Raw genomic sequence first — 12603 nt, 5'->3', positions numbered from 1 at the left:
CCTCCTTAAAACGCCATTCGCGCTACTGAAATCGTCACATTGCCACTTTTCTTTTTTTCCAAAATCCATGAAGTTGCATTGGCATAACGCAATGCAGCCGGTTCACTGACGCCATAAGCTCCCGTGAATTTATAAACGGTTTCAGATGGATTTGAAATAGGCATTTCATTTAATTCATTTGGGCTATAGGTAACAAATTGCCACTGATTGTTTGCCGTTACTTGTAATAAGCCGTGCTCATCCTTTTTTAAATCAATTGTCGCAATCGCTTTGACGCTTTTTTTACTAAGCTTCAGTTCCGCTAACGTTTCGTCAATACATGCCTCGATTTCCTCTGCTGATGTTCCCCGATTACATCCCATGCCAAGTACGAGTGATTTAGGGCGGTAAATGACACCGTTTTCTAACAGCACCTGTTCATGTTTTTCAATTATGCGGTCTGTAATTAACAAGGTTGCATGTGGCTTGGCAGCAATCGCTTCGGCCGTATTCGAATAAATTTTTAGCGTTGGTGGCATAGGTGTATCATGCATCCACCAATCTTTTTCACCGGTTTCCTGCACGATGGCTACCTGCTCTTCATTGACAACCGAGGCACTTACAGGTGTTAGCTTTTCATCGCTATCCCAAATCCAGCCAAAGCGTGCCCCGAATAAATCAACGGGAATGGTTTTTTGCACATCTGATGCCGTTGTTACAATTGGCGTTGCATGAATGGCTTCGGCAAATTCATTGGTTAATGCGTTAGCACCACCAATATGCCCTGACAAAACGCTTATGACATATTGTCCTTTGTCATCAACAACGAGAACGCCGGGATCTGTTTTTTTGTCCTCTAAAATCGGGGCAATCATTCGAACCACTGCACCGAGTGAAATAATTAATATCATCGCTTTATACTGCTTGAACAATGCTGGCAATAATAAGCGCACTGTGCCATCAAACAATTGAATATTCCTTTGTGCTTCATCACCCTGTTCAAATTTCTTCATATAATAAACATCTACATATGGAAACTTTTCCGCATAGGCACGTGCATGCTTGACGCCGTGCTTTGTAATCGCAACGAGCGCATACGGCTTTGAGACATGGATTTCTGGAATTTGTCCCTCTACTAAATTAATCATCGACCTTCACACCTTTTCGGAAGCCATGTGTAAATGTCGCATCATAAAGCTTGGAACGATAATCCTTTTCATGAATATTAGGGTCCAATGCCCAGCCAGCTAAAATCATCGCATGCTTGCGAATTCCATTGACGCGCATCGCCTCGTCTAATTGTCCGATTGTTGTGTGGACGATTTTTTGATCTGGCCAAGAAGCGCGCTGTACAACAGCAACCGGGGTATTTTCTGACCAGCCCGCTGTAACTAATTCTTTCGTAATCTTTTTCGTCAACGTTGCACTTAGAAACATTGCAATTGTACAATGATGGCTTGCTAAATCGCGCAATTGTTCACGCTCTGGCACCGGTGTACGGCCTTCTGCTCGGGTTAAGATAAGCGTTTGTGTTAAATCGGGAATCGTTAATTCTGCGCCAACAGCTGCGGCAGATGCAAATACCGAGCTAACACCTGGAATGACTTCATAGCCAATGTCCTGCTGTTTTAAAAGCGCCACCTGCTCCATTGTTGCACCGTACATCGCTGGGTCTCCTGTATGTAAACGTACGACCATTTTCCCTGCATTGACGCGTTCAACGATGCAATCCACCATCTCTTGCAAATGCATGCCGGCTGTTCGAATAATTTCAGCTGTTTCAGAAGCCTTTGCAACCAATTCCTCACTTACTAATGAATCGGTATACATGACAACATCCGCCTGTTGCAATAATTTTAAGCCCTTCACCGTAATTAGATCTGGGTCACCCGGTCCTGCGCCAACAATCCAAATTTTTCTCATGAATGCTCACCTTCCATCTCCTGTATTTTCCGTGCTGTAACAATAAATATCGGCGTTAGCGGTTGCAGACGAGTAAGATTTAAGATGGGTTTACTACGCGCAATCGAAGCTTGAATAAAGCTTACGTCACAATGAAGCGACTTAAAAATTCTTTGGGCATCGACTAGGTTTTCTAACGTTGCCAAATTTATGACAATACGACCATTTGGCTTTAGGCGCTTCACACATACCTCCAGTAGCTCCTCCATATTTCCGCCTGTGCCACCAATGAAAATGGCATCGGGGTCTGGGAATTCGTCTAAGCGTGCAGGTGCCTTGCCTAAAATGGCCGTTATATCCGCGCGGTGACGTAATTGATTTTGCATACAATTTTCTAAATCATACTCATTTTTTTCAATGGCATATACTTGCCCTTCTCGTGCTTGTTTCGCCATTTCGATTGCAACAGACCCTGTGCATGTCCCAATATCCCACGCAACACTGTCTATTTGTAGCTCTAATGCATGCAGCGATAACACGCGAATTTCCTTTTTAGTCACTAATCCTTTTTCAGGTTTACGTTGAATAAACGCATCATCATCGATTCCCATTGTGGAAAGCTGTACAGGCATGCGTTGCTTTAAAATAACGACGTTTAGTGGATAAAACTGCGCGTTTTCCATTTCATCTAATGTGAAATGACGGCAGCGTTCATTTTCGCCTTCTAAATTTTCTGCCACAAAAGCATCATATTCGGTCATGCCAAACGCTTTTAAATACGTCGCAATCGCGTTTGGAGAGTTTGTTTCATCCGTTAAAATGGCGACCTTTTTTTGACCGTCAATTTTTTGCGCCAAGCCTTTCATTGACCGTCCGTGTACACTCGTTACATACGCATCTTGCCAGCTTTCCTGCAATTTTGTAAATGCTAATTGGATGGAGCTTGTATGCGGATAAATTTCGATCGCTAGCTTTTTAGCTAATACATTTCCTAAACCGTAAAACAACGGATCCCCTGAAACTAAAATGACGACATTGCGTGTCTCGAGCTGTAATTTTTCTACAAGTGGCTTGATTCCGCCTTTAATCGGTATTTTTTCTCCTTGATACTGTGGAAAAAACGCTAAATGCCGTTCACCGCCAACAAGTACTGCACTTTGTTCAATCCAATCCATATATTGTGGTAATAGATTTTCAATACCGCTATCCCCGATACCAATCATCTTCATCCAATTTGTCAATATTCTCAGCCTTTCCTAGTTGCTCTCCATTCATTGCATAAAGCGTTGTGGAGACCGTTAGTTTTCCTTTTGCATGATCAAGCGCATAATAACAGCAATTGCGACAGAGCGCCTCAAAGAAACCAGTATTTTCCTGCATAATTTCGCCTGCCTGTGAAGCGGTATTTGCATGAAGAATTTCGAATATTTGCTCGTCAGTCGCCCCAGATTTTTTGGCCATTTCCGCTAAAAACGCTAAGCTTACAGGCGCACTTTTGGAATGCACCATCATGACCCCCTGTGCGACCTTCGAAAATTTCCCCATCATGCCGACAAGCGAGACATTGGGTATAGCCTTACGTGCAATATGCTTGAGCGTAAAGCCGACAAAGTCCCCCATCTCAATGAATGCTTCTTCTGGCAAATCGGGGTATTGCTTCATCGCATATTTTTCACTGCGCCCTCCCGTTGTAATGACTAAATGATCGCAGCCAGCCTCTTTTGCGACGCTAATAGCCTGTACAATACTTGCCATATAGGCAGAGCTTGAAAAAGGTACGACGGTTCCCCGTGTTCCTAAGATGGAAATGCCACCAATAATCCCGAGTCGACCATTCAATGTTTTCTTGGCAATTTCTTCACCCTCTGGAACCGAAATGATGACTTCAATCCCTTGCTCTAATTGAAATTGCGCCACCATTTCATCCACAACACCAAAAATCATTTTTCTTGGCACTGGGTTAATTGCGGCTTCACCGACTGCAACGGGCAATCCGGGCTTCGTTACACGCCCTACCCCGATGCCTCCATCTAAATGAACACCTATTTTTTCGACGAAGCGTACCGTGCTTTGAATTTTCGCCTGATGTGTTGCATCTGGGTCATCCCCGGCATCTTTAATCGTCTCACACATCACTTCATTATCTTTCACTACATAAGATGCCACTTTAAAGGTGGCATCTTGCCCAACAGGTAAATGAATGGTTACATCATTTGGTATTTCCCCTGTCACAAGCGCATGCAAGGCTGCTTTTGTCATTGCCGTAGCACAAGCTCCTGTTGTATAGCCATGCCGCATTTGTGATGGGTCTTTCTTATTCCGCTTGCTTTCTACGTTCATCTGCCATAAGTGAGATGGCATTGAGTGCTGCAACGGTAACGGTACTGCCACCTTTTCTTCCTACGTTTGTAATGAATGGAATGCCTTCTAAAATGGCTAACTCTGCCTTCGATTCCGCAGCCGATACGAATCCTACTGGCATCCCGATAATTAAATCTGGTTTTGCCAAGCCCTCTTTAATTAGGCGAATTAACTCAAGTAATGCAGTAGGTGCATTGCCAATCGCATAAATGCCACCCTCTTGAAGCTGCGTTGCTTTTTGCATAGAAATGATTGCGCGTGTTGTCCCTAATTTTTTGGCCTCAATCGAAACGTCCTCATCCGCGATATAGCAATGCAAATCCCCACCATGCTTTTGGAATCGCTTACGTCCCGAGCCACTTTCAATCATTTGTACATCTGCAACGACATGACGCCCCGCTAAAATTGACTGAATTCCTGCTTCGATCGCATCCTCCGTAAAAATCATGCTGCGTCCTAATTCAAAGTCCGCCGATGCATGAATGACACGACGAACAACTAACCATTCCTCATCTGAAAAAGGATGCTCGCCCATTTCCTCTGCGATAATCGAGAAGCTATAGTCGTAAATTTTGTCTGGATCAACCGTTAGTGGTACGAAATCCGTATTAAAGTTCATATTTGCCATTGATAATGCCCCCTAATTTTTCTTGTACTTCCTCAAATGAAGTACATTTATTTGCATAGTGTATTTTTGGTCGCTTGATTAAAATGACTGGGATGCCTAGCTCGAGGGCTGCCTCCATTTTTTCATCAACCGAACCAACCTTGCCACTTTCCTTTGTAATAACAAGCGTTGTGTCATATTGCTTATAAAGCGCCGTGTTTAGCTCTTTTGAAAATGGACCTTGAATCGCTATGATATCGCGCTGTATCACGCCCAGTGCATCACATTTTTCCATATTTTCTTTGTTTGGCAGCATACGACATACAACGCGGATATTTTCTTGACCTAATAATTTTGCTGTAAAGATTGCTAACGTTTTACTGCCTGTTGTCAGCATGATTGTCCCCACATGCGTAGTAGCTAATTGTGCCGCCTCTTCATATGTTTCAACTTCCGTTACAAGTGGATCAACAAACTCTTGCGTTGGACGCTCGTAACGAATATAAGGAATTCCATTTTCTTGTGCCGCAGCCATTGCCGTTTTCGATGCTTCTTCTGCATAAGGATGACTGGCATCGATAATAACTTGAACCTGTTTATCACTAATCAACTCGGTCATTTGTTGTACAGATAATCGTCCAACATGATATGGAATTCCTTGCTGTTGTAAGCTAGATGCTGCCGAATCTGTGACAACTGTTGCGATTAATTCATAGCCCTTTTGTTTCAATTTCACGGCTAACTCCCGTGCGTCGCTTGTACCCGCTAAAAATAAAATCATGCTTCCTCCTAGTCCCCGCAAGGCGCTTCTTCTACTTTAATTTTGCATGCCATATCGACATACTCGAAGTTTAAGATTTTTTTTACGCGTTTAAAGTATTTAAAGAAACGTTCATTTGGATGTGCATTTGCTTGATAATCCGCAACAATCTCAGTTAATAATGGAATTAATTGTTCGGGTGCTAGACCTTCTAAAACAGGCTGAGCTGCATGTGCTGTACGCCCGACTGGTTTTGAGCCGATAAATAAATCGAATCTTTTCTTGCGATAGACGATGCCAATATCGTCGAATACAGCACGGTAACACGCCATGCCACAGCCGTTGATCCCAACATGCAATTCTTTCGGCATCTTCAAGCCACCAAGCGTTTCCATAATCTTTTCCGCGTACGGGATGGATTCAGCTTTTTCGCCATAGCAAAAATCACAGGCCTTCACGATGACAACATCCCCCACCGGTTGGACGAGCAATCCGGTTTGTTCAACCGTTGCTACAATTTTTTGTGGATCCATGCTTGGTACTTTAACCACAAGACGGTGATCTGGTGTATATTCCATCGTACCTTTTTCGCCTACAATTTCAGCTAATGTCACCATTTGCTGTGGGGTAATCATTTTATTGGCAACCCCTGGAGACACAGCAAATTCAAAAATGGACTCCTGCTTTTGCTGCACTAAAAAAGGATTTTCCACCTTTTCCTCTGGTCGAACAAGCGCCAATGCTTCATTCGCTAATTGCAATGAGCTCCATTCCGTTACGCTCACATTCGTTGTTTTTTTCTCAATCGCCTCTATTTTTTCAAAGCCTTCCTTTGCCTCACCTGTTTCTTGGTCTAATGCCCATGGTTCGGCTTCCTTCTTCAAGCGTTGGTGTGGTTTTAATAGTTGCTTTTCTTCACCTAATGTATATTTTCGCTGATAGCCACGCGGTGTGATGATTTTATTGTCATAGTAAAAGGTAGAGGAATTTCCTACAACAACAGTCGTCAGCATGCCTATATCATGCTCTAACATTTCGGCAAGTGTTGTTAACACAATATCCTGAGTATCGCGATAGGCTGCCTTCACCAATCCAACCGGCGTATCGGGCGCACGATATTTCAACAAAATGCGTTGCGCTTCTACGATTTGTCTTGTTCGTCTACCTGATTTAGGATTGTAAAACGCAACGACAAAATCGGCCATTGCTGCTGCTTCAATTCGCTTTTCAATCACTGTCCACGGTGTTAAATGGTCACTCAAGCTAATCGTACAGCTATCATGCATAACGGGGGCACCAAGCAAACTTGCACAAGAGTTAATCGCGGAAATCCCCGGCACTACTTCCACTTCAATACCCGTTGCCTCTGTCCAGCCCTTTTCAATTAGCACCTCATATACAAGACCGGCCATCCCGTAAACACCTGAGTCTCCACTTGAAATAACCGATACGATACTTCCTGCCTCTGCCTGCTTAACCGCTTCTTGTGCACGCGAGACTTCCTCAGTCATCCCTGTACTTACAATCGTTTTTGCCGTTACTAAATGTTCAATCAAGTCCACATATGTTTTATAGCCCATAATGTGTTCACTTTGTTGCAGTGCATCGACTGCACGCTTTGTAATATGCTCTCGATCACCAGGACCAAAGCCAACAACAAAAATTTTTCCCTTTTGCATCCAAACACCCTCCGTATAGAAATGAAAAAATGCCCGCACCTACTTTTTAGAAAAAGAGGTACGGGCAAGTGAAATTGTATACGGATTAGTATAAAAAAACACAAAAACATGATCATGTTTCGCCTACACTTCTCCCTCCGAAAAGTAAGTATCGTTTAAATAAGCAGGTTTCCTGGCTCAAGCTTCATTTTACTTTCACATCTTCCCATCGATTGACAGTGATTGTTGTGATTTCATCAGCATTTACAGTAGCGGGGGCTGCATTAGATTTTCACTAATTTCCCTTTTACCTTACATAAAAATGTAAGCACTCATTTAAATTGCAAATTATTTAATTAACATTCTTAAAGTAACATACTTCATTGGTATTGGATATAATTTTTTCACTTTTATAACAATTCATGTATAAATCTAAGAGATATCCGGCGTATTGTATTATTCATGTTTCGCATGATCAATCGCCTGATGCAATAAATTCATTACATGCTCATCATCACTTGAATAGAACATTGTTGTCCCTTCACGTCTAAACTTGACGAGGCGTAAATTTTTTAAAAACCGCAGCTGGTGTGACACTGTAGATTGGCTTAAATTCAAGCTTTCTGCTAGATCGTTTACGGCATATTCTTTACAGCATAATAAGTTTAATATTCGAATACGTGTTGGATCACTTAATGCTTTGAAGGTCTGAGATACTACAAATAAGGTTTCTTCATCTAATTCATGGCGTACTTGATCCATTTGCTCGTTCATAAATTGCCTCCTTAATGATGGTGATGGTGATGTCCACCTGCTTCAGCCTTTACCGTACAATACACAGAATCGCCATGTTTATGGCTACTATCTTCCATCTGAATAGTCGCGTGTTGAATATTGGCGTGTAATAGTTCGTGTTCAATATGTGCGATAATGGCACTACCTTCTTTTATTGTTAAGGCATCATCCAATACAATATGACAAGTCAATGCGTGTAAGCCACTCGTAACCGCCCAAATATGAAGATCATGAACGCTGCGCACCTGCTCATGTCCTTGAATAATGTTGAGTACGTCTTCACTATTGACCACTGTTGGTGTTCCTTCCATTAACACATGTAGTGAATTTTTCGTTACGGAATAGCCACCACGTAATACAAGCAGTGCTACAATAACACTTGCCAGTGGATCTGCCCAGCCAAATCCGAAAAACATCATTAACAATGCAGCAATAATCGCCCCTACCGAACCAAGCATATCACTAATTACGTGTAAAAATGCCCCACGCATATTTAAATTTTCTTCTGTGTCTCCACCTTTTAGCATAATCCATGCAACTAAAATGTTCACAAGCAAACCAATGACACTAATAATGAGCATCCCTGTCGTCGCTACTTCAGGTGGATTTTGAAAGCGATCAACCGCTTCATAGAAAATATAGAGCGCAATCGCAACAAGTGTTACCCCGTTTAGCATGGCAACTAATATTTCAATCCGTTTATAGCCAAATGTTTTCGACATCGTCACCGCTTTTTCCGAAATGATAAAGGCTAAAAGCGCAATCGCAAGTGAAAGTGCATCACTAAACATATGCCCTGCATCAGATAACAGCGCCAAACTATTCGTTACTACCCCACCAATTGCTTCAACAATCATAAAGCTAAAAATGATAATAAATGAAATGAGTAATGTTTTTTTATTCGCACCATGTGAATGGTCATGTTGATGTTCAGCCATAAAAACAACCTCCTTCTTTATATGAACATATATTCATATACTAATATTATTACTTTCCTCATTTTTTGTCAATTCCATTTGAAAAAGAAACTGCACGAAAAGTAAATACTTATCGCACAGTGCTTCTTCATATATTCATAATCCGCTGTAGCCAATTTTTCGCGGTGATAGAAATTAGGAACGAATGCTAAAACTGTTACATCGTGTTGTCCTCTCACCCCTAGAATTTATTTGAAAAGTAGATTTAAGTTCGCCATTTCAATCGCTGAAATCGCGCTATCATAGCCTTTATTCCCGGCTTTTGTACCCGCGCGTTCAATCGCCTGCTCGATATTTTCCGTCGTCACAATGCCAAAAATAATAGGTACGCCTGTGTCTAAAGCCACCTTAGCAATCCCTTTTGCGGCTTCATTGCACACATAATCATAATGCGTTGTTGCCCCGCGTATTACCGTTCCAAGGCCGATTACCGCGTCATATTGCTGTGTCTCTGCCATTTTTTTAGCGATAAATGGCACTTCAAATGCACCTGGTACCCAAGCAATATCGATATTTGCTTCCTGTACATCATGTCGCTTTAAGCCATCCAGCGCACCCGATAATAGCTTGTCATTTATAAATTCATTGAATCGTCCTACAACAATACCAATTTTTAGTTCTGTCCCAATTAATTGTGCTTCAAAAATTTTTCCCATAATATCGCTCCCTTTATACCAATGATTGTGTGATATATTGCGTTAATTGTTCGATTGAAATAAGTTTCATGTCCCATTGTTCAGCCAATTTCTCTAATTGAGGCAGTCTTGCCATTGTGCCATTTTCGTTTAAAATTTCACAAATAACCGCCACTTCCGAACTATGACAAAGCTTAGCCAAATCAACGGCAGCCTCGGTATGACCACGTCGCACAACTACCCCACCTTCTTTTGCAATGAGTGGGAAAATGTGACCCGGCCGTTTAAAATCCTCAGCTACATTCGTTGCATCTAATAACGCAGTGACTGTCTCCGAACGTTCAAATGCACTAATACCTGTCGTCGTTGTTTTGTAATCAATACTTACGGTAAAGGCCGTCCCATGATGATCGGTATTTGTTTCAACCATTGGTGTGAGCGCAAATTTGTCTGCAATTTTTGTACTAATTGGCGTACAAATTAAACCTCGTCCATGCAGCGCCATAAAATTAATATTTTCAGGCGTTGCATGCTCTCCTAACATAATTAAATCGCCCTCATTTTCACGGTTTTCATCATCAACAACAATGATCATTTCCCCGTTTTTAAGCGCATCGATCGCTTCTTGTACTGTATTCATTTGTCCCTCTCCTTAAAATCCATTTCTAATTAGGAAATCGCGCGTCATATTGGAGGATCTGGCTTGTACATGTTGTTTCACATATTTACCAAGTAAATCCGTTTCCACATTGACTTGCTCCCCGACCTTTTTCATTCCAAGTACGGATTGATGATTGGTATGAGGGATCAGTGATACAGTGAGCGTATTTTTTTGTAGCGCAAAAATCGTTAAGCTTGTTCCATCCAGTGTAATCGAGCCTTTCAATATACAATTTTCAAGTAACTCATCCGCTACTGCTAGTTCTACATAAATTGCATTTGAAATAGCCTTCTTACTTTTAATGGTAGCGATTCCGTCCACATGACCACTGACAAAATGCCCACCAAATCGACCGTTTGCATGCATTGCTCGTTCTAAATTAACAGCCGCCCCTTTTTGTAGGGTTGATAAATTGGTAGCATGGAACGTTTCGGGCATCACATCTGCAAAAAAACGCTCACTTGAAAACTTATTTACCGTTAAGCAAACGCCATTAACTGCTATACTATCACCCAGTTGCACATCACTTAACACTTTGGCTGCTTTTATTTCGAGCTGCATCGCATTGGATTTTCTGTTTATGTTTTCAACTATTCCAATTTCTTCAATAATTCCTGTAAACAAACCTCTCACCTCATATCAATCATCATGAATAGTCAAAAATTTCACTTTATTATGTGGATGTCTTTGAAAAATTACTACTTTTCAAACCACAAAAAACCCCGTACGAAATGTGTCGGAGTTTGATGAGAGGTAAAATTGGCATCGTCAAATAAGACTTTTGATTGTATTTTTTCAAAAATCTCGCACAATGCTTCCTTCTCCCATCCAGACTATACTGTCGGCTTTGGATTCGCACCAAATCCTGCACACACAAGGTGGCTCGCGGGCTTAGAGTTACCTCATCACCGCCGATTAGGAATTTCACCCGACCCCGAAGGAAATGTATGAATTTGTGAAATCAAAAAAATCCCTATACACAGGGGTACAGGGATTAAATACATAGCCAAATAAGCCTCATTTTTTACATAAAAAATGGTGCGCGAATTTTTACCATACCAAAATGGGTATAGTAAAAAAGCTTTTTGAACAAAAATTTTCAAAAAGTGCTACGATTCCTTCTCCCATCCAGACTATACTGTCGGCTTTGGATTTACACCAAATCCTGCACACACAAAGGTGGCTCGCGGGCTTAGAGTTGCCTCATCACCGCCGATTGGGAATTTCACCCGACCCCGAAGGAAATTATTTAATTTCACATGCTATTGTAACATATCTTTTGAAAAAGAAAAGTTAATAGTAATAATTTTGCGATTTTATTTTCAATTTGCATGTAAATTCTAACGTTACTTGTAGTATAATAGCACTTCTATTACAAAATTTTACACAAGGAGAATCTTCGATGGAAAATTGGGATGTCTACGATCAACACCGCAATAAAACAGGAAAAATTATTACAAGAGGAAGCGAAATGGCGCCTGATGAATTTCATGTCGTTGTGCATGTATGTATCTTTAACAAACAAGGTGAAATGCTAATTCAACAGCGCCAACCCTTTAAAGACGGATGGCCAAACTTATGGGACGTTTCATGTGGTGGTAGCGCGATTACTGGCGATACTAGCCAACAAGCTGCTGCCCGTGAGCTATTTGAAGAATTAGGAATTACATACAATTTTGAAGCGATACGCCCACAGCTAACCATTAATTTTGAGCGTGGCTTTGATGATTATTATACAATTGAACATGAAGTCAATTTATCAGAACTTGTACTCCAGCCTGAGGAAGTACAAGCTGTGAAATGGGCATCAAAGGATGAAATTATTCAAATGATGCAGGAAGGGACGTTCATTCCATTTTATGAGCATTTTATTCATTTGTTGTTTGATATGCGCTACCAATATGGCTCCATACGGGAATAGGAAAAAGCTCGTGCAGTTGATCACCATGCGAGCTTCCACCCTTGTTATTTTGGAATAATGAAAAAATAACTATCCGTTATTGTATACTCATCGACACATTTTGTATTTTTCACTGTAAACGAAATAGTGGTCTCCGCATACTCTACTTGAATTATTAGCGAATCAAATTGTACATATAACAGTTTCATTTCCTCATTTGCGTAACGCTGCTGTTCTTTTAGACAATTTTTTAATAGCTTTAACTCTTCTGGTGTTGCGTTGCGCCTCTTCTCCTGCCTACTCTGTACTAATCGTGCTTCAATTTGCTCTTTCCTTAACACTGGCATTTTCTCACTACCTTTTGAATA

At 41.3% G+C, this 12603-nt stretch carries 13 protein-coding genes, 1 pseudogene and 3 riboswitches; of the genes and pseudogenes, 1 reads left to right on the top strand and 13 read right to left on the bottom strand.

The genetic code is table 11. The features are described 5' to 3' along the window. Window positions 1–5: 5 nt before the first annotated feature. The 12 genes and pseudogenes from MKX47_RS07965 to ribE all read right to left on the bottom strand — a co-directional run bounded on the left by MKX47_RS07965 (window position 6) and on the right by ribE (window position 10959). Entirely contained in the window at window positions 6–1127 is a 1122-nt protein-coding gene (locus MKX47_RS07965; protein WP_340772759.1) for a cobalt-precorrin 5A hydrolase, read from the bottom strand. Beyond that, the gene (gene cobM, locus MKX47_RS07960) at window positions 1120–1902 is read right to left on the bottom strand and encodes a precorrin-4 C(11)-methyltransferase (RefSeq protein WP_340772758.1); all 783 of its coding nucleotides are present in this window, start codon (window positions 1900–1902) and stop codon (window positions 1120–1122) included. Before cobM ends, MKX47_RS07965 begins: the two co-directional genes overlap by 8 nt. Beyond that, window positions 1899–3110, bottom strand: a complete 1212-nt coding sequence (gene cbiE, locus MKX47_RS07955; RefSeq protein WP_340777758.1) for a precorrin-6y C5,15-methyltransferase (decarboxylating) subunit CbiE — start codon at window positions 3108–3110, stop codon at window positions 1899–1901. Before cbiE ends, cobM begins: the two co-directional genes overlap by 4 nt. Then, a complete protein-coding gene (locus tag MKX47_RS07950; protein ID WP_340777756.1) occupies window positions 3085–4221 on the bottom strand; it encodes a cobalt-precorrin-5B (C(1))-methyltransferase in 1137 nt (378 codons plus the stop codon). Before MKX47_RS07950 ends, cbiE begins: the two co-directional genes overlap by 26 nt. Next, window positions 4196–4870, bottom strand: coding sequence for a precorrin-8X methylmutase (locus MKX47_RS07945; RefSeq protein WP_340772757.1), 675 nt, complete (start codon window positions 4868–4870; stop codon window positions 4196–4198). The genes MKX47_RS07950 and MKX47_RS07945 overlap by 26 nt, the downstream gene beginning before the upstream one ends. Next, entirely contained in the window at window positions 4851–5630 is a 780-nt protein-coding gene (gene cobK, locus MKX47_RS07940) for a precorrin-6A reductase (RefSeq protein ID WP_340772756.1), read from the bottom strand. The genes MKX47_RS07945 and cobK overlap by 20 nt, the downstream gene beginning before the upstream one ends. Before the next feature lie 8 nt (window positions 5631–5638). Then, complete coding sequence (cobJ, locus tag MKX47_RS07935) at window positions 5639–7288, bottom strand: precorrin-3B C(17)-methyltransferase (protein ID WP_340772755.1); 1650 nt, start codon at window positions 7286–7288, stop codon at window positions 5639–5641. A 145-nt stretch (window positions 7289–7433) separates the two neighbouring features. Beyond that, window positions 7434–7618: riboswitch (cobalamin riboswitch) on the bottom strand. Window positions 7619–7723: 105 nt separating this feature from the next. Then, the gene (locus MKX47_RS07930; protein WP_340772754.1) at window positions 7724–8041 is read right to left on the bottom strand and encodes an ArsR/SmtB family transcription factor; all 318 of its coding nucleotides are present in this window, start codon (window positions 8039–8041) and stop codon (window positions 7724–7726) included. Window positions 8042–8052: 11 nt separating this feature from the next. Then, window positions 8053–9000: a cation diffusion facilitator family transporter gene (locus MKX47_RS07925; protein ID WP_340772753.1), complete on the bottom strand. Its 948-nt coding sequence runs from the start codon at window positions 8998–9000 to the stop codon at window positions 8053–8055. Between the two features lie 227 nt (window positions 9001–9227). Then, on the bottom strand, window positions 9228–9695 hold the full coding sequence (gene ribH, locus MKX47_RS07920; protein WP_340772751.1) for a 6,7-dimethyl-8-ribityllumazine synthase: 468 nt from the start codon (window positions 9693–9695) through the stop codon (window positions 9228–9230). A 34-nt stretch (window positions 9696–9729) separates the two neighbouring features. Continuing rightward, window positions 9730–10314, bottom strand: a pseudogene (ribB, locus tag MKX47_RS07915) (3,4-dihydroxy-2-butanone-4-phosphate synthase); the annotation flags it as partial. A 12-nt stretch (window positions 10315–10326) separates the two neighbouring features. Next, a complete protein-coding gene (ribE, locus tag MKX47_RS07910) occupies window positions 10327–10959 on the bottom strand; it encodes a riboflavin synthase (protein ID WP_340772749.1) in 633 nt (210 codons plus the stop codon). Window positions 10960–11147: 188 nt separating this feature from the next. Next, window positions 11148–11281, bottom strand: a riboswitch (FMN riboswitch). Between the two features lie 166 nt (window positions 11282–11447). After that, window positions 11448–11582: riboswitch (FMN riboswitch) on the bottom strand. Window positions 11583–11737: 155 nt separating this feature from the next. On the opposite strand from ribE, the gene MKX47_RS07905 reads away from it, so the two are divergent. Next, complete coding sequence (locus MKX47_RS07905; RefSeq protein WP_340772747.1) at window positions 11738–12256, top strand: NUDIX hydrolase; 519 nt, start codon at window positions 11738–11740, stop codon at window positions 12254–12256. Between the two features lie 44 nt (window positions 12257–12300). Here MKX47_RS07905 and MKX47_RS07900 read toward each other — a convergent pair whose 3' ends face one another. Then, on the bottom strand, window positions 12301–12582 hold the full coding sequence (locus MKX47_RS07900) for a hypothetical protein (protein ID WP_340772746.1): 282 nt from the start codon (window positions 12580–12582) through the stop codon (window positions 12301–12303). Window positions 12583–12603 lie beyond the last annotated feature (21 nt).

It is taken from the genome of Solibacillus sp. FSL R7-0668 (assembly GCF_038006205.1).
GTDB lineage: Bacteria > Bacillota > Bacilli > Bacillales_A > Planococcaceae > Solibacillus.
This window is presented reverse-complemented; position numbering and strand designations above follow the sequence as displayed.